This window comes from Bacteroidota bacterium (genome assembly GCA_016213405.1).
In the GTDB taxonomy this organism is placed as follows: domain Bacteria; phylum Bacteroidota; class Bacteroidia; order Palsa-948; family Palsa-948; genus Palsa-948.
The window spans coordinates 1-26149 of sequence record JACRAM010000061.1; the positions used below are offsets into that span (position 1 = coordinate 1).

Sequence of the window (26149 nt, forward strand, 5' to 3'; positions counted from 1 at the left end):
ATTGCGAGTGTTACTAATAAAATCAAACCGTTCAAATTGACAATGGTTGCGCTTTGGGGACGATTAATGAAAGTATTTGAAAAACAATATTTTACTTTATTCTTCCACATACTTGTCAATGGCAGTCCCGCTGTCATGCTGAACTTGTTTCAGCATCTGCAGAAAAAACTCCGTGAAGCAATCTCACAGAAAGAATCTACCGCGCTTTTAAATTCCTCTCCCGAATACTTTTCTATAAATCCGGAATAGTTTTCTGATTCCTTCAGCGCAATTTGTACATCAAATTCTTTCTGCGAAATCGAATAAGCAATTTTCTTTTCTGAAAAATACTTTGCCAGATACTCTTGTTCCGTTTGTCCGGGCGTTGGAACAAAGATTGCTTTCTTGCCAAGCACAGCTAAATCCATCACGGATGAATACCCCGGTCGGCATAAAATAATTTCCGAAGAGAGAATTTCTTTCTGCAATTCAAGAGAAGTTAAGTGCGAAACTATTTCAGCATTCTGGGAAATCTTTCTGCGCTCAGCTTTTTCTGTAATGCCTTGCACAATCAGAACTCTTTTCTTAATAGAAGAAGCTTGCTCCGTTATTTTTTTTTCAAAAAGAGTCCGCTGCGGTTCGGGGCCTGACAACACAACGAGAAATTTGTATTTATTTTCCACATGTAAAGTGGAGCTATGGGGGATTTGAAATCGTGAAAGCACTCCAATATATTTTGCGTTCTTCGGCAGAGGAAACTTATGGGCTAAATCTCCTGACAAATTATTTTTCTCAGCAACATCAGGAATCCAGCATTCAGAATATTTTGAAATATATTTTTTGTTAAGCTTATGAATCAGGTTTTCACCAAACGGGGACTTCACCATCAACTGGTGAGTCATAATCACACAAGGAATTTCTTTTGACCACAAACCAAATCTGTTATCAGAAATTACTGCATCAATCTTTTTCTCTTTAATTATTTTTTTCAGAAGTTTATGTTCGCGTTTAATGCCTGAAAGTATTTTCGGAATCTGGGAAGCCATTTTCAATACCATTGAACTGTTCTTCGGGTAGGAAATATTGTAACCGGACATTACTACAAATTCACACGATGGGAATTCTTTTTGCAGAAGTTGAATCGGTCTGCCGTCTGAGCCAATAATTACTTCACATTTTTTTTCAAGTAGATACCTTATTATAGGAATACATCTAGTGGCATGTCCGAGTCCCCAGTCGAGTGGTGCGATTAAAATTTTCATTGGTACAGATAACTAATCACTGCGAATCTACGAATTACGAATGTCTTTGATTCGTAGATTCGCAACCATCCGCTATCCGCACTATGCCTAAGAATAAACTCCAGCGCTTTGCAGAACTCCGCACTTTTGAGAATGTGCATGAATTTCTTTTTACGGAAAGGAAAAATGATTTCAAACTGAAAGGAAAATGGAATAAAGAATATTTCAAAAACGAAAATCCCATTGTGCTTGAACTTGGCTGCGGAAAAGGAGAATACTCCATCGGGCTGGCAGAAAAGTATTTCAACAAAAATTTTATCGGACTGGATATAAAAGGCGCGAGGATATGGCGTGGTTCCAAGAATGCGCAAGAAAAAAATCTGCACAACGTTGCATTTCTGAGAACACAAATTGAATTTATAGAAAGCTGTTTTGCGAAAGATGAAGTGAGCGAGATATGGCTAACCTTCCCCGACCCTCAGCCGAATAAAGAAAAAAAACGGCTAACACATATGATTTTTTTAAACCGCTACAAAAATGTTTTGAAACCAAATGGAATTGTCCATCTGAAAACCGACAGCGCTGAACTGCATGAATTCACTTTAGAAGTTATTACAGAGAATAAAATAAACTTGCTTGATTCTACAAATGATTTGTATGGTAACTCAGAACCCGCAAGAGAAGAAGTGAAATCAATTAAAACTCACTACGAAAAATTATTTACTGCGAAGGGAAAGAAAATAACTTACTTGAAATTCAGATTCTAGTTTACGTTAAGGATGAAGGCAATTGTCATGTCTTTTTTACGTTTAGTAAAAAAGTGACTGCTGACAAGCCTGACCCGAAGGGAAATGCCCAAGAAATTCCACGCTACTTCGTGACACCCCTTTTAGAAGGAGGAATATTCTTAACTTTGTAAGGAGAAAAAATATTTATGTCAAAAGTTACCCATGTACCAGTTATTGATACCGAAGAAGAAAAGAAAGAACTTCTCAGGCGCTACCGCGGGTTGCTGAAATCGTGCAGGAGAAAGTTAGACAAGAACGACAAACTTCAGATACGCAAGGCGTTTGATGTGGCGATGGAAGCGCATCAGAATGCGAGGCGAAAATCTGGCGAGCCCTACATTTATCATCCTATTGCCGTGGCGCAGATCTGCGCAGAAGAAATCGGACTGGGCGCCACTTCGGTCATCTGTGCGCTGCTGCACGATGTGGTGGAAGACACCGACATGACGCTTGCCGACATGCAGGGAATGTTTGGTGAAAAGGTTGCGCAGATCATTGATGGACTTACGAAAATAAAAGGGATGGAGGTGATTGATCCTACCAACTTTTCCATTCAGGCGGAAAATTTCCGTAAGATGCTTTTGACTTTGTCGGATGATGTGCGCGTAATCCTCATCAAACTTGCCGACCGATTGCACAACATGCGCACGCTCAACTCTATGAGCGAACATCAGCAGCGGAAAATTGCTTCTGAAACTTTATATTTATATGCGCCTCTTGCCCATCGTTTGGGATTGAACGCCATTAAAACCGAGTTGGAAGATTTAGGTTTGAAATACACTGAGCCCGAAGTGTATCACACTATTGAAACAAAATTAAAAGAGACAGAACCGGAGCGCAAAAAATACATTAATAAATTCATCGAGCCGGTTTTAGAAGCGCTGATTGAAAACGGATTCAAGCTGCGGATTTTCGGCAGGCCCAAATCCATTTTTTCTATCTACCACAAGATGCGAACTAAAAATCTTTCGTTTGAAGAAGTGTACGACATCTTTGCCATACGCGTAATTATTGACACGAAAGAGGAAAAAGAAAAATCGGATTGCTGGAGAGTTTATTCTGTGGTGACGGATTTTTACTATCCGAACCCTGAACGTTTGCGCGATTGGATTTCGACTCCCAAAGGAAACGGCTATGAGGCGCTTCACACCACGGTGATGGGTCCTGAAGGAAAATGGGTGGAAGTACAGATTCGCTCTGAGCGGATGGATGATATTGCCGAGCGTGGATTTGCCGCGCACTGGCGCTATAAAACCGGAGTGGAAGATGCGGTAGATAAAGAATCTCAGCTGGATGACTGGCTGAAAAAAATTCGCCACATGCTGGACAGCGCGGATGAAAACGCGCTTGATTTTTTAGACGATTTCAAACTCAATCTTTTCGCTGAAGAGATTTTTATTTTCACTCCGAAGGGAGAAATGCGCTCTCTTCCTTCATCTGCCACTGCGCTGGACTTTGCTTTTGAAATTCATTCAAAGGTTGGTGAACAGTGTATTGGCGCGAAGGTGAATCATAAACTCGTGCCACTCAGCTACGCACTTAACAGCGGTGACCAGGTGGAAATTCTTACTTCAGCAAAACAATCTCCGAAACAGGAATGGCTTGGATTTGTGGTGACGGCAAAAGCCAAATCAAAAATAAAATCCGCTCTCAAAGAAGAAAAAAGAAAAGTTTCTGAAAAAGGAAAAGAACTTTTGCAAAAACGGTTCAAAACGCTGAAGCTTTCTTTCTCGACCGAGAACATAAATAAAGTGGTTTCTGGCTTCAAACTTCCGAATGTGCAGGAGCTTCATTACCGGCTGGCGATAGGAAACATCAAGTCTGGAGAAATAAAAGATTTCAGAAAAGAAAAAAACAAACCGGTTGCTGAACTGAAGAAAGAAAATATTTCGCTCGAGCAGATGGTGAGCAATGTGCGCGGGGGAAAATCAGATGAATTACTGGTGATTGGTGATAACATGGATAAGATCGAGTACAAACTTTCTCCCTGCTGCCATCCGATTCCGGGCGATGATGTGTTCGGATTCATCACCATAAACGAAGGAATAAAAATTCACCGCGTGAATTGTTCGAACGCCACGAAGATGCTTGCCAACTATGCCTACCGTGTTGTGAAGGCGAAATGGACAAATCAGGAATTAATTTCTTTTCTGGCGGGAATAAAAGTTACAGGAAGTGACCGTGTGGGCATGGTGAACAATATCACAAAAATTATTTCTGATGAACTGAGTGTGAATATGCGCGCTCTCAGTTTTGATAGCAACGATGGCGTGTTTGAAGGAAAAATCATGCTTTTCGTTAACGACACCAAGCACCTCACCGAACTGATGACCAAACTGAAAAACGTGGATGGAGTGGTGAATGTTTCCCGATTCGATACGAATTAATATCTTCGCTCAATATATATTCCATGTCAGCAGTAAAAGATTCAGTTAAGAAAATTTTCACCGAATATTTGGAGCAGCACGGCCATCGCAAGACAAGAGAGCGCTATGCCATTTTGGATGAAATTTATTCCGACAACGGGCATTTTGATATTGATGCGCTCTACTCAAAAATGAAAAGCAAAAAACATCGTGTGAGCAGAGCTACTGTTTACAACACGATTGAACTCTTGCTCGACTGTGATTTAGTGGTCAAACATCATTTCGGAAAAAATATTTCACTTTTTGAAAAAGCATATGAATACAAACAGCACGACCATCTCATCTGTGAAGATTGCGGAAATGTTATGGAATTCTGCGATCCGCGCATCCAGCAGATAAGGAATAAGATGGGAGACATACTTGCATTTAACATCTCATCACATTCATTAAATTTGTATGCTCATTGCAGGAAACTTTCAGAAGCAGGAAAATGCGAAAACAAAAAAAAATAAAATACAAACCAAAACCAACCACCATGTTCTTTACTTATTCATCTGAGAAACAAGGCAACATTCACATCTTTATATTGAAAGGGGATTTGATTGACAAAAACCAGGCAGACAAACTCATAGAGGAAGTGAATGAAATCATTCTGAACAACCACATTCGGTTTGTAGTTGATTTGGGGAATTTAAAATATCTCAACAGTTCCGGGCTTACTATCTTAATTCAGATTCTGACGAAAGCACGCAAAGCAGGAGGAGAAGCGGTGATAGCTAATGTTGGAAAAAGAATTAAAGAACTTCTCGTCATCACAAAACTGAATACTGTTTTCACAGTAGCAGATACTGTTGAACAAGGAATTGCGAAATTGAATAAGCTAGTATCAAATTGACTTATTTCTGTGAAGCATTTTTGCCTATTGCTTATTGCCATTTGCTTGCTTTTCTTTTCCTGCAGGAATAAAACCGATTACTCCAAAGAAATTTTTCGTCTCGACAGCGCGAAAGTTGTTTTATTGAGTGCAGAAAAAAATCTCCTCTCAGTTGATACAAGCATGCTTCGATCTTCTTATAATTCCTGCGCTGAGAATTTACATTCCATTATGGAAAAACTTTCCAAAGATACAGTGAAGAAAAGAACGGCAATATTTTTGTCGGATGCTTATGAACAATCGGGCAACATTCTGAATCTGCTTGATAATAAAAAATATCTTGAACGCGCTTTAATAGAATCTCAGCAGAGAATCAGCGATCTGAAACACGATTTGACAGAAGATTTGATCGAGAAAAATAAATCAGATGCGTATGTCGTTAATGAAATGAACGCCTCGCAGAAAATTTATGAAGCAGTAAGTAAAGTAATAGAAAAAGCAAAAAACTCCTCAGCAAAATTAGATTCATTGAAAATACAAATTTCTTTTATTGCGGATAGTTTAAAATTAAAATGAAAAAAATCAGAAACATAATTTGCATCTTTCTTGCTTCTTGGCTCTTGGCTCTTGGCTCTGCATTCGCTCAACCGCAAACCACAGATGAAAAACTTGCTTTTCAATATCTCCAGAACAAAGAGTTTGACAAAGCGATTGTGTATTATGAAAAATTCTTCAGCAAGAAAGAGGGGATTACTTATTATAATCCCTTCCTGCTTTGCCTTGTAAAACTTCAGCAGTATGATAAGGCGGAAAAAATGATCAAGAAAGTCATCAAACAATATCCGAAGAATCCAACTTACATTGTTGACCTCGGTACATTGTACAAAGAAAAAAAAGAAACCGACAAAGGAAATTCTCAATATGAAAAAGCAATCAGGCAATTAAATCCTGACCAACAGCAAATCACTGCACTTGCAAATGCATTCATTCAATTGCAGGAATGGGATTTCGCAATTAGTACTTATAAAGAAGGAAGGAGATTGCTGAGAGGTTTTTACCCTTTTAGCGCGGAAATTGCGGATGTGTATTCAAAGAAAGGAGATATTGAAGGAATGGTGAATGAATATCTTTCTCTTCTTGACTATGGAGATGATCAACTGCAAATTGTTCAGAACGGATTACAGCCATCGTTCGTGGAAGACAAGGATGAGAAGAAAAATGAAATTATCAAAACAGAACTGATGAAAAAAATTCAGTCACAGCCCGACAAAACTGTTTTCTCTGAATTGCTGATTTGGTTTTTTATACAAGAGAAAAATTTCAATGGAGCGTATGTGCAATCAAAAGCGCTTGACAAACGAAAGCACGAAGAAGGAGAGCGCTTGATGGCGCTCGGACAATTATGCGTTTCAAACGAAGATTATGAAACTGGCGCGAAATGTTTTCAGTATGTAATTGAGAAAGGAAAAGAGAATTACAATTATATCAACGCAAGGATGGAATTACTGAATGCGTTGTACAAAAAAGTCACTACTAAATTTAATTATACGCAAGTAGATTTGCAGGAACTTGAAAAAAATTTCAATTCCACTCTGGCTGAACTCGGAAAAAGTTCCGGCACTGCCATCCTGATAAAAAATCTTGCGCACTTGCAGGGATTCTTCATGGGCAAAACAAAAGAAGCAAGCGATTTGCTGAATGAAGCCATCAAACTCCCGGGCATCAATGAAACAACACAGGCGGAATGCAAACTCGAACTCGGAGATATTCTTTTGATGACGGGAGAAATTTGGGATGCATCTCTTTTGTATTCCCAGGTTGAATTTGATTTCAAGCACGAGCCGCTTGGCAACGAAGCAAAATTCCGCAATGCGAAACTTTCTTATTTCAACGGAGAATTCAAATGGGCGCAGGCGCAGTTGGATGTACTCAAAGGTTCCACGGAAAAATTAATTGCGAATGACGCTATGTTCCTCTCCCTCACCATCAGCGACAATTTAAAAGAAGAGGGCGATTCACTCGCTCTTAGTATGTTCTCACGCGCTGATTTATTTGTTTTCAGAAATCAATTTGATAAATCTTTGCTCACACTGGATTCTATATTGCAAAAATTCCAGAACACTTCTCTCTCGGATGATATTCTCTATAAAAAATATCAGATCAAAATAAAAGAAGGAAAGTTTACAGAAGCAGGAGACCAGTTGCAGAAAATTCTCGACAATTATTCTTTCGATATTCTTGGAGATGACGCTATGTTCAAACTTGCTGAACTCAATGAACTTTATCTGAACAACACCGAAAAAGCAAAACAACTTTACGAAGAACTTCTCACCAAATTCCCAGGCAGTTTATTTACTGTGGAAGCAAGGAAAAGATTCAGGATATTGAGAGGAGACAGTGTTAATTAGTTTCTTATAAAAATCTACCTTAATATTTTTTCTTTATGATAAATAATAAACAGTTTTTATTGGCCGTACTATTTCTCCTGATGGTTTTAAATTCTCATAGCCAAACCAAGCATATCAAGCATCTGTTTTATTTTTCATGGGGATATAATAAAGAATGGTATGCAGATAATAATATCCGCATCAACCAGCCATCTCTTCAAAACAAGTACACATTTGAGAAAGTAAAGGGAGTTGACAAACCGGGATGGAACACCGGGATATTTAATAAAGATTTAACCATCCCTCAATACAATTACCGACTTGGTTATCGCATCAATAAAAAATGGAGCGCAGAATTAAATTTCGACCACACAAAATATCAGGTGCCTGACCAAACACTTCATATCACCGGAACATACCATAGGTCAACCATTGATTCTTCTTTTGCACGCACAGGTGATAATCTCACTTATCAATTGAACAATGGCGCGAATTTCTTTTTATTCAACGCAGTGAGGCTGGTAAATCTTTTAAAAACCGACTCTTCAAAAATAAATATAAACCTACTGCTGAAAGGCGGAATTGGGTTTGTTTATCCTCATGTAGAAAATACAATCATGAGTCAGAAAAATAATTCAGGTTTTCAGTTTGGCGGCTTTGATGCTGGAACAGAAGCGGGAATACAAATTACTTTTTTTAAATATGTTTACTTAGAGTACACCAACAAAGTTGTTTTTTCCAGATACCGCAACCTTCAATTATATGAAGGCACTGCAAAGCAAAATCTCTCCTGTTATGAGATGATTTTTTCTTTGGGAGTTTGGTTTTAGCCTCCGTTATTATCTCCGCAATTTTCCCAACAAGAATTCATTCGAACAAAAACCTGAGTAATCTCAGCATAATATCCCATCACTTTTAAAAAAGAAAAAAAAATTCATATTTTACTTATTATATTAATGACATTTATCATAGTTTAATATGACGGTTAAAGGTTATTTTACAAAAATATTTCAAAAAAAACTTATCCTATATTGAGATTACTCCGATTTCCGAAAAGACAAATACAGATTACACCGATGAAAGGCATAAACATAATCGGTGTAATCTTTCTAAAATCTGTGTAATCATATTATATAATTCCAGTAGCAACAATTTTTCTTAACAAAAATAAATGAGTATGAGCACCACACAAAGTATTCCGGTTGCAAAGAAAAGTAAAGGCAGTGCCGTTACTGTAAACCAGCATGTCGTTGAAATTGTAAGCGACTCCGGAGAAGGGGCACAAAAAGCCGGACAAAGTTTCGGTTCTATTTCTGCCAAGATGGGAAATGGAGTTTGGACGGTAGAGATTATTCCTGCCGAAATTCAGCCACCCGCAAGGTCAAGAGCAGGCGCTTCTGGTATTCGCATCCGTGTGGGCTCGGAGAAGGTTACAAACATGGGCGACCATGCCAATATTGTTGTCGCTCTGAACGAGCAAGTACTTTACGGACGAATATCTCAGGATGCTTATACTGAAGGCACGGTGATTTTACTGGAGAACAAATGGGCAAACAGCGATATTGATTCCATAAGAAAAGAATACGCAACGGCTCTGGCTGATTTTAAGTCCAAAGGATATAAAGTCATCGGAATTCCGATGGAAGAAGAATGTATGAAATTTGTTTCCGATGCGCGGAAAGGAAAAAACATGTGGGTGCTTGGTATGCTTTGCCATATCTACAACCGTGATTTAACAAAAGCGGAAGAGCAAATCAGATATATCTTCAAGAAGAAAGCGGAAAAAGTTTTTGAAGCGAATGTGAACCTTTTAAAAGGCGGATACAATTGGGCAAAAGAAAATTTAGAGCTCAATTTTGAAATTCCTCCCTTAGAGAATGCCGGTGACCAGGTTGTGATGAACGGAAACGAAGCCATTGCATTGGGCACCTTGGCAGCCGGAATCGAAGTATGCGCAATGTATCCGATTACTCCAGCAACTTCTGCTTCTCACAAACTTGCCGAGTGCATTGAAAATGCCGGAGGAATTCTTCATCAAGCCGAAGATGAAATTGCTGCGATTGGTTTCGCCATTGGTTCTTCCTACGCAGGAAAAACGGCCATTACAATTACTTCCGGACCCGGTCTTGCTTTGAAAACAGAATTTATCGGATTGGCTGTGATGGCTGAAGTTCCCTTAGTAATCGTAAATGTACAAAGAGGTGGCCCCTCAACAGGTTTACCTACCAAAGTTGAACAGGGTGATTTGTTAGCTTCCTTATACGGAGAAGCCGGAGATGCTCCGAAAATAATTATTGCTCCCGCAACTATTGAAGAATGTTTTCAGTTTGTAATTCTGGCACGAAAACTTGCTGAGGCGTTTCGCACTCCGGTTATTATACTGACTGACGCAAATCTTGCTACCGGTGTTTCACCTTTCCCTCGCCCGAAAATAAATGCAGAATGGCTTGCGGCTCCCATTGACCAAAGCCGCTGGAAAAAAGAAATCGCTCCTTACAACTGGGATCCTGAAACCGGGATAAGTCCTCGGCCAATCCCCGGACAGAAAGACGGCATGTACCGATTGACCGGACTAGCGCATGACCATAACAGCAAAGTGGCTTACGATCCGGAAATAAATCAGAAATCAAGTGAAGCCAGAAGCAGAAAGATGGCTGCTGTGCTGCAAACATTGAAACCGCCCAAAGTGAATGGTGATGAGAGCGGAGATTTACTGGTTGTTGGATGGGGTTCTACAAAAGGCGCAATTGAAGAAGCCGTTGCCTCAGCCAGAAAATCGGGACTTAAAGTAAGCAGTTTGCATATACATTTCTTAAGTCCGCTTGAGCCGGGATTAGAGGAAATATTTAAAAAATTTAAAAAGATAAAAACGGTTGAACTGAATTACAGCGATAAGATTGGCGATCCGCTTATCACCAAAAAGAGCAGACGATACGCTCAGTTAGCTTGGCTTCTCAGAGCACAAACACTTGTGGATGTGGATTGTTACAGCAACGTTTTCGGACAGCCAATTAATCCAAGCAAAGTACTGGACATGATAAAAGAAGAATTGAAAGCAAAATAAGTGTCAATGTTAGTATTACGGAGATATACAACACCAACTTTGCTTTCTGCAACACTATTTCATAGCCATGAAGTAGTGTTGCAGAAGCGAATTTTGGATAAAATAAGTAGAATTTTGAATAAAACGAGTAAAAAAAATAAATAAATAAGCCGATTGAAAGTCCTTCCCTTCGGGAAGGATTTAGGATGGGCTCTTAACCAATTACCATATGTTCGGATTAAAACCAGACCTCTGCAATGTTCCGCTCAGTGATGAACATTATTCATTGGAAGATTATGAAGGTGGTGTAGCCCGTTGGTGCCCCGGCTGTGGCGACCATGGCATTCTCACCTCTGTGCAAAAGTTGTGCAGAGAAAAACAATTAGTGCCTGAGAAAACTGTTTTCGTAAGCGGAATTGGATGCAGCAGCCGTTTCCCTCATTACATGAACACTTATGGTTTCCACGGCTTGCATGGAAGAGCGTTTCCTGTTGCTTCAGGCGTAAAATTCCGCAGACCTGATCTGAATGTGTTTGTTGTCACAGGTGACGGAGATTGTTGTTCCATCGGCACGGCACATTGGATTCATGCAATCCGATACAATATGAATATGACGGTTCTGCTGTTGGACAATAGCATTTATGGTCTCACAAAAAAACAAACCAGTCCGACAAGCGCTAGAGGAACTAAATCAAACACACATCCTGCCGGCTCTATTCTACCTCCGATAAATCCAATCCAAACGACCCTGGGCGTATCCAATGTTTCTTTTGTTGCACAAACTGCCGATTGGAATCCCGCTCATGTTTACGAAACCATTAAAGCGGCATATGAGCATCCCGGATTTTCATTTGTACGCGTGGTTCAGCGATGCCCTGTATACATGCGCGATTTATACGATGCGGCTGTGACAGATCCCACTGCATTGACATTGCTTACGCATGAAAATGGAATTAAGCTTCATGAGAAGGTGGAAAAAAGTTTTAAAAATATTATTAAGCACGATCCAAGCGATATTAATAAAGGAAGAGAATATGCTGAATTGAAAGACAGTATTCCAATCGGGCTTTTCTATCAGAATAAGAATGCCCCCCGTTACGATGAGTACGGAGCACACAACATTGGAATGCCTGTGGAAGAACGCCTTGACGCTATTAATAAAGAGCTAGATAAATATGCAGTGTAAATAAACCTATTAATCATATGGTGAAATCAAAAAACACTTCAAAAGAATTACTGTTTAATGAATTCCTGAAGGAAGAAGCACTTACATCCGCACAAGAAGTTGAAGTTGCTTTAGAGATTGACAAAACAGAAACCATAAGCTACAAGTTTCCTGCTCCTTCAGCAGCAACAGAAGATGAAATAAAAAACCAGTGGCGCACCATAAGAAATTATTTCCGCACGGGTGAAAAACCCAAAGGCGCTGAATCCGCGGGACTCATGCCCGTTTTACTCGCACCATATCTTACCAGTGAAGAGTTAACCACCGATTATCCTGTTTTTCTATCCGAGGAAAATGAGATTGCAAATTGCTGCTTTTCTGATTTACTTGGCCGCACTTTCAAAAAAACATTTAAAGAAAAAGAAGCAGCAATCTTATTGAAATACTTTCCCAAGATCGAAAGTTCCGTCAGGAAACATGTTTCCAAAGCAAATAATTTCTGTTCGTTGAAATCCGCTGTTGATAACGCTCTCCATGAGCTTTCCAAAATAAAAGTAAATGGCGAAGACGGAATTAATTTCTTAAAAGACATTGAAAAGTTCAAAATCAATCTTCCGACAACAGGAAATCTGCTGGGATTTTCACAACAGACACCGATACACTTGCTCGTTCATTTACTAAAGTATCAGTTTCATCAAAAGAGAAAAACCTTCCTGTTAGAAATTCACCGCTTAAAGTCCGGGCTGCAGGATTTAATAGCAGTTGAAAAGGGCAATGTTTCAAAAGATGAAACTTTTGATTTTGCTGATTCGCTTATTGAATTTAAAAAACTGGACACGCTTATGCCCGAAAGCGCTTCGGTGTCAATGCCAAAGAAAAGAACGGAACGTATTGTTAATTGCATCAACGCTCTGGACTCCGCGGAAAATTTATTGTTAAACAATGAGAGTATCATATATATAGGTAAAGCTTTATCCGAAAATTCAAATTTCAAATGGAAAGAACTGCTACAGAGTCTTGATGTGCGAATTGCCGCTGCCAATGAAAGTTGCTCATCCGCGGTCGATAGTTTCAAAACACATATTTCCAAGCTTGCTAAATTAATTGGGCAAGTGAGGATTGCTGAGTTAGAAGTTAAAAATAACTATGACGAAGAAATCCACTCGGATTATTTTACACGATTCAACTGGCATTATTTCACCGAAGAAGAAACAGCACTTTGTCCTCCGGTTGTTTTAATCGAGGAAACTCAAAATCTTTTAAGAAAAGAGTTGCCGCATTTTTCTGCATTGATATCTTCAAACAAACCAATAAAAGTGTTGGCAATTAACAGGCCTACTCCTTTTAAAATAAATAAGAACGGAAATGAATCGGATGAATTACTTTCTTTTCAGCAGGAACTGAGCGCACTGGCTGTTTCTCACAGAAATGCTTTTACACTTCAAAGCGCTTCACATAATCCAATTCATCTTTTATCAGGAATGGAATCGGGACTTGCTTCATCCGCTCCTGCTTTGTTTCATGTTTTAATTTCTTCCGGTTTAAATAATACTGAGAGTCAGAATTTTCTTGACATCAGTTCAGCAGTGGAAGGAAGGCAGTTCCCTTTATTCACGTACAATGCAAAAGATAAAAGGTGGGGAAGCAGATTTAACATTAATGCTAATCCTCAACCCGATAAAAACTGGCCAAAATATTCTTTTGAATTAAAAACCGATAAAGAAAAAAATGAAAAACTTGAGCTGGCATTCACCTTCGCGGATTTCTATGCCGTGAATACTGTCAACAATAAAAATTTATTTATTGTTCCTCCTTCCTGCTGGTCAGAAGATTTAATTCCTTTGAGTGAATATCTTGAACAGTCTTCCGAGAAATTGTATTCTAAAGTTCCGTTCATCTGGCTGGCAGATAACGAAAACACTTTGCATAAAGCTGCAGTGCCCTATTCACTTGTGATTGCCGCAAAAGAACGTTTGGATTTCTGGAATTTCATTCAGGAATTAGGCGGAGTAAACAGTTATCATGTTGAACAGGCAGTGAATCGCACACATCAGGAGTTGCAGGAACAAAAAGAAAAAGAGATTAAGGAAATTGAAAGCAAGTTTGAAAAACAAATAGAAGAAGTCCGGTCAACTGCTGCCGGAGAAGCAATGGATAAACTGGCAGGAATTCTGCTTGATCTTGACAGCATTTCCACTTCACCAGCAACAAAAATTTCAAAAAAATCTTCTTCCTCCGAAACCAAAGAAATAAAACCGGGAGAAACTTCTCCTGCTGTTACCACAATCGAAAAAGAAGTTTCAGTTTCTACCGAACCCTGGATTGAAACTTTCAGATGCACTTCCTGCAATGATTGCACAGATAAATATCCGAGAGCATTCAAATATGATGGAGAGAAACAGGCATACGTGGATGACCCCACAACCATAACTTACGCTCAAATGGTAAAGGCGGCAGAAGCTTGTCCCGCAAAATGTATTCATCCCGGCATGCCGTTAAATCCAAACGAACCGGGACTGGAAGAATTAATCGCAAGAGCGAAACCATTTAACTAATCTATGGTTAATGAAATAATCATAGCCGTAGTTATTCTCACGGGACTTGGTCTTTTGTTTGCCGCTATTCTTGCTATCGCCTATAAGAAACTTAAAGTGTGGGAAGACCCGCGCATTGATGCTGTTGAAGGAATGCTTCCGAAAGCAAATTGCGGTGCCTGCGGTGTGCCCGGATGCCGCGCTTTTGCGGAAATGGTAGTTAACAAAACAATTAATCCGGGAAAATGTACAGTGAGTTCACGTGTTGCAGTTGATAGCATTGCAAGTTACATAGGTGTTGAAGCAAGTATCGGAGAAAAAGTTGTCGCGCGCCTTTTATGTGCGGGTGGAAAAAATGAAGCTCATAACATAGCGGATTACAAAGGAGGTTTAAGCACTTGCCGCGGTGAAGCGCTTGTTGCTGGCGGACCAAAACAATGTTCGTGGGGATGTTTAGGATTAGCAGATTGTGAAAAGGTTTGCGCTTTTGATGCTATAAAAATGAATGACAACGGACTTCCTGTTGTGGACATTGTCAAATGCACCGCGTGTAATGATTGTGTTGAAATTTGCCCCAAGGGAATATTTGTTTTGATGCCTATTGGACAGAAATTAATTGTTCAATGCAAATCGCTGTTGGAAGGAGATGATGCGGAAGATAAATGCTCAGTTGCCTGTACTGCCTGCGGAAGATGTGTTGCCGATGCTGCACCCGGATTGATAGAGATAAAAAATAATCTGGCCGTGATTAATTACGAATTAAACAAGCTTTCTTCTCCCGAAGCAATCAAACGCTGTCCGACAGATGCAATAGTATGGCTGGAAAATTCCAAACAGTTTGACATAACAGAAAAATCAGAACTGCCTATAGGAAAAGTGGAAAGTTTATCTGATTTAGAAAATGTTTATTATCAATAAACAAAGATTACAATGATTTCAGAAAAACAAAAACGAGATTACAGAGATGAAATAGTACATAATCACCGTAATCTTTTTTTCGAAAATCTTGTAATCTCAGTATAAATGAATATGAAAACAAATTATCATAATCTATTGGGGAAACAAATCAGCATGTCAGCAAAAAATGCTGCATGGTATCTTTCCTCTTCAATTTGCGAAAGTATTTTGTCTTCTGAAAGCAGCAAGTCAGCCGATAAAAATATTTTCGGACGGCCGTTAGCTTTTTCAACTTCAAGTGATATTTCTTTTTCAATTGGTTTTGCTTCAACAGGATTGAGAGCAGGGACTATTTTGAATTCAAGTGAAATATCATCCAATATTGAAAGCATTGCGAATGCAGTCAGATTGCATATTCCGCTTGTAATTTTTTCCAGCGTTGAATCTCAGTTTCAGGTAAATCAGTTTTCGCAAACAGGAGCAGTGGTTTTTTCTGCAGTCACTTCTCAGGAAGCTTTGGATTTGTTGCTTGTCTCTTATCGAATAGCTGAATTGTCACTCATTCCTGTTGTGGTTTGCATGGAAGAATCAATTAGTAATACAGAAGAAAATATTTTATTTCCCGAAAAAGAAACTCTGATAAATTTTGCAGGAAGCACAGACATTCTGATTTCAAGCCCTACTCCTTCTCAGCAAATGATTTTCGGCAAAAGCAGAAAAAGAATCCCAAACTGGTTCAATATTGACAATCCTGTTTCCATCGGTGCTGGAAAACAACTGAACGAAGCAGGACTCGAAACAGCTGCGCAGCAGGAATATTTTTATAATCATCTGGAAGCAATTATTAATGATTCATTTCAGGAACTTAATAAAAAAGCCCATCCCCCAACCCCTTCCCAAAGGGAAGGGGAGTGGTGTATGCAAGTCCTTCCCTTCGGGAAGGATTTAGGATGGGCTTCTTATCTGGTAATTAGTTATGGCGGTATTTCTCCTGCAGTGGTGAAAGCTATTGACGAATATAATTCGAAGAATAAAATTAAAACCGCTTCCGCGCGACTTGTTCAGATAAATCCATTCCCAGCTAAAGCAATCAAGACGATTCTTGCAGGGAAAAAAGTTATTACTATTCTTGAGCAGGCAACCGAAGGAATTAATCATTCGAATATTTTTAAAGAAGTTTCTTGTTTATCCGAAGCGAAACAATTAAAAGTTTTTTCAGGAAATTATGGCTCTATTCCCACTTCAAATACTTTGCTTGAGGTAATAGCGAACATGTTGCCAGGTGGAAAAGGAAAATCAAAATTCTGGATTGATATTGATTTCACACATTCCAATTCCAATTATCCCAAACATCAGGTATTGATGCAGGCGATTGACAGGGAATATCCCGACATTCAAAATAAAATAATTACTGCGGAAAATAAGTTCCAAATCCCAAGTTCCAAATCCCAAGCTCCAAATATCACAACTAAAATCAGGAGATATAACGATCAGGGTCCTGCCTATACAAAATTGTCGAGGTTCTATGATGACACTGCAAGTTTCTTTCATACAAATCCAGAAGAACTTGTTGCAGATCCGTTTCAGGCAATTCCTGTAATGCCCCCGTCAACTGCGAATTTCAATTATGCCGCTTCAGAGAAAAAACTTTTGCCCGTCTTCCTTTCGGATAAATGTACCGGATGCGGAGATTGTTTTCTGCATTGCCCGCATTCAGCAATAAATCCTTTAGTGATGGGCGTAGAAAATTTAATTAAAGCGGGTATTGCTATTTCAAGTTCTAACGGAGTTAAGATTACCCAACTCACTCCTTTAGTAAAAAATATTGCTAAAAATATTCACGAAGTAATAAAACAAAACAAAGGAAAGATTTATTCTGTATCCGATTTCATTCCGACTGCCTTTGAAAATGTCGCTCAACAAATGAAATTGGAGGGCGATAAGTTGCAGGCAGCAAAACAAGATGCTGAATCAGTAACCTCCGCTTTAAAAAAATTGCCCATATCGGTTACTGATATTTTTTACAACACTCCCGAACTCATTAAAAAAGGAAGTGGAGAATTATTTTCATTGACGATTGACACTAATTCTTGTACCGGTTGTTCCGTTTGTGAAACTGTTTGCAATGATGATGCTCTGAAAATGACAGAACAAAATTCCGGAATCATTTCCGTGCATCAGGAAAAGTATTCTTTGTGGGAGCAAATGCCCGATACCAGCGGTGAAACTATTTTACGGCTGCTGGATGAAAAAAAATACAATTCATTCTCTGCAATATTGCTGAGCAGATATTTTAATCAAGCGTTGAACGGGAAAAGCAGTACCAAAGATGGTGACGCAAGCAAATCAATAATTCATCTGGTGACAGCAGTTGCCGAAGCAACAATTCAACCGAAGATAAAAGAGGCAATAAAGACCATTGACGAATTGATTACAGGATTGTCCCAGAACATTCACGATCAGCTTGGTTCTGCGTTGCCATCACAGGACTTTGAAGCACTTTCAAAAGTTCTTTCGGAAATAAAGGAAGACCGAAAACCTTTTGAAGAGGTGATTGAAAAACTCGGAACTGGAGATCGCCTTAAACTGGTGGATACAAAAAGTTTAAAAAGAAAAGTCGACCTGACTGAAGCACTAAAAAAATTAAAATGGCTTACCAGCGATGGTTCTACAGGAACAGGCAGGGCAAGAATGGGAATTGCATTAGATGCTTCTTTAGATTGGAGCAATTCATATCCATGGAATAATTTTACTTCTCCTGTGTTAATTCAACTGGGTGGCAGCACTCCGGAACTTGCAAAAGGAATTGTGCAGGGACATATCCGGCAAGTTCTCGACAATATCAAAATTTTACGAAGAGCAGAACTTGAAATTAACGGCAAGTACGAGCCGGGCATTAACGATGCACAGATTGCTTCGCTAACATGGAATGACTTAACAGAAAAAGAAAAAAATCTTGTCCCTCCGATTATTCTTATTGGCTGTAGAGCCAGACTTGCAGGAAAAAATTTGAATTCACTGGGCAACATGCTCGATTGCAATTTTCCGCTAAAGGCGATTGTACTTGATGATGCAGTTCCTTCGATAGATAATTCCGCTGCTGATATTATTGGAGGTGTCGGAGCATTGCTTCCTGCATTGGCATTGCAAAATGCACATGTAATAAAAAGTTCTCTCGCGGTTCCGCAACATTTGTTTGCCGGATTGTCAGAAGCATTTCAAAGTAACAAGCCGGCTTTAGCATGGGTGTTTGCTCCGGCACCTTCAAAACATTTAATTCCTTCCGAATCATTTCCGAAATTACATTCCCTCAGTCTGAGTTCAAGAGCATTCCCGATTTTCAATTTCAATCCACATCGGGATGGAAAATTGCTTTCGTCAAAAATTGAACTGGAAGGAAATCCTCAAAGTGAATCTTTTTGGATGCAAAGCGATTTGGTCTATAAAGAAAATGGAGAAGATAAAACGCTCTCTTACTCTTTAACATGGGCTGACTGGGCTTACACCTTGAAATCCTGGAAAGAAAATTTTATTCTTCATAATGAGGCAATGGGAAAACCAGTTCTAGTTTCTGAATTTGTTTCATTATCAAAATCAGAACGAACAGGAAAATCTCCAGTAATATATCGAATCAACCAAAATGCAGAGTTAATAAAATACAACGTATCGGAGAAAGTGATTGCAGCTACAGAGTCATGTATCAAAGCATGGCAGGTGTTACGGGAAATCAGCGGTGAGTTATCGGACTTCCCTGAAAAATTGCACAAGAAAATGGAAACGGATATTTCTGATAAGTATGAAAAAAAGAATTCTGAAGCAAAAAAGGAGTTTGAAAATAAAATTACAAATCTTGAACATGAACATCTGCAGAAAATACGAATTAAACTGAAAGAGAAATTGGTAATGCTTTCAAGGAATAAGGTATAAGAAATTATGAATTCAACATTAACCTTCAGGCACGGAATCCATCCCGAAGAATACAAAGAGCTATCGGAACATTGCAGGGTGGAACGAATGCCTTTTGTAGAAGAATATATTTTACCTCTTGCACAACATTTGGGAGCGCCAAGCAAACCCCTGGTGCAAAAAGGAAATAAAGTAAAACGAGGACAAAAAATTGCAGCAGCAAACGGTTTTGTTTCTGTTGCACTTCATTCACCAGTTGACGGAACTGTTACCGGAATTTCTCTTGCTGAGAATCCGAACGGACAAATGGTTCAAAGCATAATTATCAAAGCAGATCCTTTTTCTACACAACAACTTACTCCTTCTATTCCGAAGTCCTATGAAGAAATGAATGTGAAAGAATTTATTGCTTCGGTTCAGGACGCAGGCATTGTTGGATTGGGTGGCGCTGCATTTCCGGCTCATGTTAAATTTTCTATCCCCGAAGGGAAAACCTGTCGCTACATCATGCTGAATGGCTGCGAGTGCGAACCGTTTCTTACTTCTGACCACAGAACAATGGTTGAATATCCCGATGATGTGATGGATGGAATCAGAATCCTCCAGCATTTTTTAAAAGCAGAAAAAATATTTATAGGTATTGAAGCAAACAAACCTGATGCGATAAATATTCTTCATGAGAAAGCCAAAAACTCAGGACTTCCAGTAGAAGTAATTCCATTAAAAGTAAAATATCCGCAGGGAGCAGAAAAGATGATGATCAACGCCATCATTGCCAAGGAAGTTCCAAGCGGAAAACTTCCATTGGATATTGAAGCCCTTGTAACAAACATCAGTTCCATTGCCGCCATCAGCCAATGGTTCCGAAAAGGACAGCCGCTCATTGAAAGGATTGTTACCGTAACGGGCACAGCAGTGAAAAGACCTGCAAATATTTTAGTTCCCTTTGGAACTCCCATGCGTGATGTAGTGGAATTGTGCGGAGGAATTACTTCCGAGGCTGCAAGAATTTTACTCGGTGGACCCATGATGGGCATGGTTCAGAAATCACTTGACATTCCTGTTGTAAAAGGAACTTCCGGAATTCTGATACTGACTTCGGATGAAGTAAAAGACCTTTCACAATATACTTGTATCCGGTGCGGCAGATGTCTGGAAGCTTGTCCCATGTATCTCAATCCTTCTCTGCTTGGCATGCTGGCAAAAAAAGGTCTGTGGGAAGAAATGGAAACGAATCATATATTGGATTGCTTTGAATGCGGATGTTGTTCTTACGTTTGCCCTTCGGGAATTCCGTTGGTGCAGAGTTTCAGAGTAGGAAAATCTATTATTCGGGAACATAATGCCAGAGAAAAGGAAAAAGAAAAAGTATAAACAATGATTACGAAGATTTCAGAACAGATTACAGAGATTTTGGTTATGGTTTTTTATCGCTGTAATCTTGTAAAAATCTTTGTAATCTCAAAATAATATGAGCGAAGAAAAAAAATTAACAGTTTCTACATCCCCTTTCTTACACGACAAGGCAACTACTCCCTGGATTATGTATCAGGTTGTATTTTCTTTGATTCCAATCATCGGAGCTGCTTATTATTTCTTCGGACTGGGAGCAATGGCTGTACTGTTTTTTTCAGTTGCGGGGTGTTTTTTTATCGAACAATTATTCAGTAAATCTTTTTTCAGTGGCGATAAAATAAAAGACGGAAGCGCATTAATCACCGGTCTTCTGCTGGGATTAACATTGCCTCCGGGCTTTCCTTTGTGGATGGCTTTTCTCGGAGGAATTGTTGCTATCGGAATGGGAAAATTAATCTGGGGAGGATTAGGCATGAATGTTTTCAATCCCGCTTTGGTAGGAAGGGCTTTTTTGCAGGCGGCATTTCCTACTGCCATCACAACATGGTCGCCACCCGATGGAAGATATTTTAGTTTCAGAGGAACAAACATCGGCTATCCTTTTTTTCAAGCTGATAATGTAGATGGAATAACCACCGCCACTCCTTTATCCAAAATGAAATTTGACCATGTGTTTGCCAACTGGCAGGATTTGTTTTTCGGCAATACAGGAGGATCTCTTGGCGAAACCTGCGGCATACTTTTTCTGCTCGCAGGAATTTATCTTATTGCCCGTAAAATTATTCATTGGAGAATTCCGGTTGCAATTATTCTCACAGTTGTAATTTTCTCGGGTATCTTTTGGTTGATTGATCCGGCAAAATATCCAAGTCCGGTATTCATGCTTTTTTCAGGAGGACTGATGTTGGGAACAATTTTTATGGCAACCGATTTAGTTACATCGCCCATCACTCCGAAAGGCGCATGGATTTATGCAATCGGAATAGGAATTTTTATTGTATTGATTCGTCTTTGGGGAGGTCTCCCTGAAGGTGTGATGTATGCTATTTTGCTGATGAATGCGGCAACTCCTTTACTAAACATTTTAGTTAAAGTAAAACCATTTGGATATAAAAAATAATGGAAGAAGCTGAAAATACTGACAACAAACCTTCTGCTCAGGAAAGTACCGGAGAAAAAGAACCCAGTTCCCTTCGGCTTATTCTGACTTTGGGTATTGCGGGATTTCTTGCCGGTCTGATTATGGTGAGTACTTATCTTTATACCAAACCATTGATTGAAGCTAACAAAGCTGCGGCTATTGAAAAAGCCATCTTTAAAGTATTACCCAAATGTACTTCCTTCAAAACGCTGGAACTTAAAGACGGAAAACTTTCAGAGTTTGACATTAAGAATAAAACAGCAAAAGGAGAAGCGCCAAAGCTTGTTTACCAGGGATTTGATTCCACAAAGGCGATGATCGGCTTTGCAATACTCGGCAGCGAGATCGGATTTGCTGATGTAATCACTATTTTAATGGGATACGATGCCAACAAGAAAATCATTATTGGCTATGAAGTGCTGGAATGCAAAGAAACTCCCGGACTGGGAGATAAGATTTTTAAAAAAGCTGACTTCCTGAAAAACTTTACTTCTCTCTTGACTGAACCTGAAATTAAATTCGCCAAGCATGGAGAAAAGCATAACCCAAACGAAGTGGAAGCGATTACAGGCGCAACCATCAGTTCAAAAGCCGTCATTCGTCTTCTGAATAAATCAATGAAAGAATGGAAAGGACCCATAAATGATTTTATTAATTCCAACGACAATAAACCTTCTGAAGCAAAAAAATGAGCGAAGAAAATAAAAGCCGGGCGATGGAGGAATTCACAAAAGGATTGTGGAAAGAAAATCAGATTTTCGTTACCATACTCGGAATGTGTCCTTCGCTTGCTGTCACCAACTCTGTCATTAACGGTTTGGCTATGGGAATTGCAACAACGTGCGTGCTTATCCTCTCAAATTTGCTGATCTCACTTTGCAGAAATATAATTCCAAACCAAGTGCGGATTACTGCTTTTATTGTAATCATTGCTACACTTGTTCAGGTCATTGATTTCTTTATGGCGGCACTTGTTCCGGATGTTCACAAAGAACTTGGCGCTTTTATCGCCCTCATAGTTGTTAACTGCATTATCCTTGGCAGAGCAGAATCATTTGCTGCAAAAAATAATCCATGGCTTTCTGTTGTAGATGGAGCCGGAATGGGATTAGGATTTACGTTTGCTCTAACTGTGATTGGAATAATCCGTGAAATCCTTGGCAACGGCTCGCTGTTTAATATTTCTTTATTCGGACCTAAATTCGAACCCTGGATAATTATGATACTTCCTCCGGGTGGATTTATTACTCTTGGATTTTTGTTATTAGGATTCAGCTGGTATGCTCAGCGAAAAATAAATAAGTTACAACAAAAGAAAAAATAGCTATGGAAAATTTAGTTTGGATTTTTGTTTCCGCTTTATTAATAAACAATTTTGTTCTTGCTTACTTTCTGGGGCTCTGCTCTTTTTTTGGAGTCACCACAAAAATTGATACTGCCATTCGGCTGGGCGCAGCAAACACCTTTGTAATGATCATCACAGCTCTTAGTGTCTATGCTTTAAATAAATGGGTACTGGTGTATGCACCCTATCTGCAGATGATTTGTTTCATCGTTGTAATTGCCAGCGCTGTTCAGTTTGTTGAAATGGTTATCAAAAAATTAAGTCCTGCATTATTTAAAGCGCTCGGTATATATCTCCCTTTGATAACTACCAATTGCGCCATACTTGCCATTGCGCTTTTTGCCACTAACAAGGGTTATGGATTGGTTGAAGGATTAGTTTATGCAATTGGTGCCGGACTGGGAATAACTCTTGCTTATGTGTTGCTTGCAGGAATCAGGGAAGAATCAAGACTGACCTACATCCCAAAATTAATTCAAGGCACTGCAATAAATATGATCATCGCAGGAATATTATCAATGGCATTCATGGGCTTTGCAGGATTATTCAGTTCTCATTAATATGGAAAACTATTTAGAATACATTTTACCTGTACTTGCACTTGCTTTATTAGCGGCAGGATGGGTGGTGGTACAAATCATCGCAAAAAAAATGGGAACTAAAAATCATTTTGATTACGGTGGCGGATGTTGCGGTGACTGTGAGAAAAAAGATACCTGCACAAAATCAGAAAACTTATTAAAAACTTCAAAATGAAAATAACGAAACAATCTAAAGAATTGTATCAGCAAGCAAGCGATAAACTTTCGCTGATCAATCAAACATGGCAGAAAGCAGAGACCGATACGGCTTCGTTCATGATCTGCCATAGCGTAAAAGAATGTATGAATGATTTACTAAACTGCTATCTGCTGATGAAAAAAGGCAAGCCGGTCAGTTCAAAAAATTTAGGGGACTTAGTAAATCAATGCGCTGCTCTTGACGAACGATTCAAGCAGATAGATTTGCGCTGGCTCAATTGCAAAGAGCATGATCTGGAAACTGCAGGAGATGTATTCTGTACTTCCATACAACGCATTCAAATCTGCACATGGATTGCCAATGGCATCAAAAAAGTCGTGGATAGCGAGATCAAAAAAATAACAGTGCTTCTTACTGCTTTATTACCTTATTTCTCCCTTATAGAACTATAAAATTTATTCAACTAGTAAACTCACCAAACTAATCCCTTATTTATGCTGAACATTTTTCTCAACTTAGGTACAAGTATAACCGAGCTGGTAAACTCATGCCCCATCCGGATTGAATTTATTTTATTTGCACTCACACTTTTGGGTGTTGCCTTGTTTCATAATCAGACCATGAGAGTGGCTTTAATAGGGCTTTCCTCCATTTTAATTTTTAAATTACTTTTTGTCACTGATTTTAATATTGTTCACCACATCATAGGTGGAGATGGGCACGAAGGAGAGTGGCGCACATTATTAAATCTGCTTGGATTATTATTCGGCTTTGCCATCTTAGCCAAGCTCTTTGAAGAATCAGGCATCCCGCAAAAGTTACCCGAATATCTTCCCAATGACTGGAAAGGTGGTTTTGTGCTCCTTGTTTTGATTATGGTTATCTCTTCTTTCCTCGATAACATTGCCGCAGCCATGATCGGAGGTGCTGTTGCTTTGGTAGTATTTAAAGGGAAAGTTCATATCGGTTATCTTGCCGCTATTGTAGCAGCGAGCAACGCAGGCGGAGCAGGAAGCGTTGTGGGAGATACAACAACAACAATGATGTGGATTGACGGAGTAAATGCGCTGGATGTTACTCATGCTTTTGTTGCCTCTTTTGCTGCCATTCTGATTTTTGGGATCATCGCTGCAAAACAGCAAGACAAATATCAGCGGATAACCAAAGACGCGCCTGTTGGCGGTGTAACAATTGATTGGAAAAAAATTATTGTGGTCGCCATGATTCTTGCGGGCGCAATCATCACTAACTGGACGCTTGATTTTCCCGCTGCCGGTGTTTGGATTGCCATTTTGCTAGGCGCTGCATTTACAAAAACACCATGGAAAGAAGTTCCGAACGCAGTGAAAGGAACCATCTTTTTATTATCACTTGTGCTCTGCGCTTCCATGATGCCGGTGAATGAATTGCCGGGCGCTTCGTGGCATACCGCATTCGCTTTAGGATTTGTTTCTGCCGTGTTTGATAATATTCCGCTCACCAAATTATGCCTTGAACAAGGTGGTTATGATTGGGGAATCCTTGCCTATTCTGTTGGCTTTGGCGGTTCCATGATCTGGTTTGGTTCCTCAGCCGGTGTGGCGCTTTCCAATATGTATCCTCAGGCAAAATCAACTATCAATTATATTAAAGGCGGTTGGCACGTTACATTTGCTTACATCGTTTCATTCTTTATTATGCTTAGCATAGTGGGGTGGCATCCTCATGCTCCTCATAAAAAAGGAATGGTCAAGACAGAAACTGAAATGCCCGCTCCGGAAAGCGAAACACATTAGTTGGGCGCGTCCCTGATCGAAGTGTCAGGGTCGGGCTTTCGCTACTCGCTTTTTTTTCTGTCGTCATTGCGAGGTCGTTTCTCCGAAGCAATCTCTCAGATGAACTTCTACCTGCAAATCATTTTATGTGCGAAGCTGCTGGCTTTCCACGGAATTTATCCCTCGCCTGCCGAAGGAATCCCACACGCAAAAAAAAGAATAAAAAACTTTCTTATCTTTGCCCGATGAAATTATTAATCCCTAAATTATTAATAGCGATTGCCGGTTCTTTTCTACTGGGGCATAATCTCTCGCCCCATCTTGACAATTCTATCGAAATCACACAACACCATCACAATGATGACGATCAAGAGCACAGCATTTTCTCTTTCGGACAATTAGACGGTAATTTCATTCCTGCAAAAAGCCCAAGTATTGTTAACCCTGATTTTATATCGCAATTATTTTTTCTTCCTAATATCACTTTACTGACTAACCTTTCTTTTACAGAAAGAAATACAGAATACGGAACTTATCAGGAATTTCCACCGCCTGAAAATTATAATTGTTCCGCTTCTCTTCGCGCTCCCCCTGCTCTTATTGGTTAATCTGCTTTCCGAAAGGTAAGCAAG

Annotated in this window: 22 protein-coding genes; 21 read left to right on the plus strand and 1 reads right to left on the minus strand. The window is 39.4% G+C overall.

Annotation, left to right across the window (positions count from 1 at the left end; translation table 11 throughout):
• Positions 1-149: 149 nt before the first annotated feature.
• The gene (locus HY841_07105; protein MBI4930512.1) at positions 150-1241 is read right to left on the minus strand and encodes a glycosyltransferase; all 1092 of its coding nucleotides are present in this window, start codon (positions 1239-1241) and stop codon (positions 150-152) included.
• An 83-nt stretch (positions 1242-1324) separates the two neighbouring features.
• On the opposite strand from HY841_07105, the gene trmB reads away from it, so the two are divergent.
• From trmB to HY841_07210, 21 genes are all read left to right on the plus strand, one after another.
• Positions 1325-1987 (plus strand): tRNA (guanosine(46)-N7)-methyltransferase TrmB, encoded by a 663-nt coding sequence (gene trmB, locus HY841_07110; protein MBI4930513.1) that lies wholly within the window; start codon positions 1325-1327, stop codon positions 1985-1987.
• Between the two features lie 167 nt (positions 1988-2154).
• Positions 2155-4395: a bifunctional (p)ppGpp synthetase/guanosine-3',5'-bis(diphosphate) 3'-pyrophosphohydrolase gene (locus HY841_07115; GenBank protein MBI4930514.1), complete on the plus strand. Its 2241-nt coding sequence runs from the start codon at positions 2155-2157 to the stop codon at positions 4393-4395.
• 23 nt (positions 4396-4418) lie between these two features.
• A complete protein-coding gene (locus tag HY841_07120) occupies positions 4419-4886 on the plus strand; it encodes a transcriptional repressor (GenBank protein ID MBI4930515.1) in 468 nt (155 codons plus the stop codon).
• Positions 4865-5269 (plus strand): STAS domain-containing protein, encoded by a 405-nt coding sequence (locus tag HY841_07125; GenBank protein ID MBI4930516.1) that lies wholly within the window; start codon positions 4865-4867, stop codon positions 5267-5269. Before HY841_07120 ends, HY841_07125 begins: the two co-directional genes overlap by 22 nt.
• A gap of 9 nt (positions 5270-5278) precedes the next feature.
• Positions 5279-5824, plus strand: a complete 546-nt coding sequence (locus HY841_07130) for a hypothetical protein (protein ID MBI4930517.1) — start codon at positions 5279-5281, stop codon at positions 5822-5824.
• Positions 5821-7656 (plus strand): tetratricopeptide repeat protein, encoded by a 1836-nt coding sequence (locus HY841_07135; protein MBI4930518.1) that lies wholly within the window; start codon positions 5821-5823, stop codon positions 7654-7656. The genes HY841_07130 and HY841_07135 overlap by 4 nt, the downstream gene beginning before the upstream one ends.
• Positions 7657-7691: 35 nt before the next feature.
• On the plus strand, positions 7692-8465 hold the full coding sequence (locus HY841_07140) for a hypothetical protein (protein MBI4930519.1): 774 nt from the start codon (positions 7692-7694) through the stop codon (positions 8463-8465).
• A 347-nt stretch (positions 8466-8812) separates the two neighbouring features.
• On the plus strand, positions 8813-10699 hold the full coding sequence (locus tag HY841_07145; GenBank protein MBI4930520.1) for a 2-oxoacid:acceptor oxidoreductase subunit alpha: 1887 nt from the start codon (positions 8813-8815) through the stop codon (positions 10697-10699).
• A 208-nt stretch (positions 10700-10907) separates the two neighbouring features.
• On the plus strand, positions 10908-11864 hold the full coding sequence (locus HY841_07150; GenBank protein ID MBI4930521.1) for a 2-oxoglutarate oxidoreductase: 957 nt from the start codon (positions 10908-10910) through the stop codon (positions 11862-11864).
• 17 nt (positions 11865-11881) lie between these two features.
• On the plus strand, positions 11882-14398 hold the full coding sequence (locus HY841_07155) for a ferredoxin (GenBank protein MBI4930522.1): 2517 nt from the start codon (positions 11882-11884) through the stop codon (positions 14396-14398).
• Positions 14399-14401: 3 nt separating this feature from the next.
• Complete coding sequence (locus tag HY841_07160; protein ID MBI4930523.1) at positions 14402-15295, plus strand: Fe-S cluster protein; 894 nt, start codon at positions 14402-14404, stop codon at positions 15293-15295.
• A 153-nt stretch (positions 15296-15448) separates the two neighbouring features.
• Positions 15449-19201, plus strand: coding sequence for a 4Fe-4S binding protein (locus HY841_07165; GenBank protein ID MBI4930524.1), 3753 nt, complete (start codon positions 15449-15451; stop codon positions 19199-19201).
• A gap of 6 nt (positions 19202-19207) precedes the next feature.
• Positions 19208-20554, plus strand: a complete 1347-nt coding sequence (gene rsxC, locus HY841_07170; GenBank protein ID MBI4930525.1) for an electron transport complex subunit RsxC — start codon at positions 19208-19210, stop codon at positions 20552-20554.
• Between the two features lie 97 nt (positions 20555-20651).
• On the plus strand, positions 20652-21656 hold the full coding sequence (locus HY841_07175; protein ID MBI4930526.1) for an RnfABCDGE type electron transport complex subunit D: 1005 nt from the start codon (positions 20652-20654) through the stop codon (positions 21654-21656).
• Entirely contained in the window at positions 21656-22369 is a 714-nt protein-coding gene (locus tag HY841_07180; GenBank protein ID MBI4930527.1) for an FMN-binding protein, read from the plus strand. The genes HY841_07175 and HY841_07180 overlap by 1 nt, the downstream gene beginning before the upstream one ends.
• Positions 22366-23001 carry an electron transport complex subunit E gene (locus tag HY841_07185; protein MBI4930528.1) on the plus strand — a complete coding sequence of 212 codons (636 nt, stop codon included), beginning with the start codon at positions 22366-22368 and terminating at the stop codon, positions 22999-23001. Before HY841_07180 ends, HY841_07185 begins: the two co-directional genes overlap by 4 nt.
• A gap of 2 nt (positions 23002-23003) precedes the next feature.
• Positions 23004-23582, plus strand: coding sequence for an electron transport complex subunit RsxA (locus HY841_07190; protein MBI4930529.1), 579 nt, complete (start codon positions 23004-23006; stop codon positions 23580-23582).
• A gap of 1 nt (position 23583) precedes the next feature.
• A complete protein-coding gene (locus HY841_07195; GenBank protein MBI4930530.1) occupies positions 23584-23778 on the plus strand; it encodes a hypothetical protein in 195 nt (64 codons plus the stop codon).
• Entirely contained in the window at positions 23775-24215 is a 441-nt protein-coding gene (locus HY841_07200; GenBank protein MBI4930531.1) for a hypothetical protein, read from the plus strand. Before HY841_07195 ends, HY841_07200 begins: the two co-directional genes overlap by 4 nt.
• 42 nt (positions 24216-24257) lie before the next feature.
• Positions 24258-25538, plus strand: a complete 1281-nt coding sequence (locus HY841_07205) for a citrate transporter (GenBank protein MBI4930532.1) — start codon at positions 24258-24260, stop codon at positions 25536-25538.
• Between the two features lie 224 nt (positions 25539-25762).
• Positions 25763-26125 carry a hypothetical protein gene (locus HY841_07210; GenBank protein ID MBI4930533.1) on the plus strand — a complete coding sequence of 121 codons (363 nt, stop codon included), beginning with the start codon at positions 25763-25765 and terminating at the stop codon, positions 26123-26125.
• Positions 26126-26149: the final 24 nt, after the last annotated feature.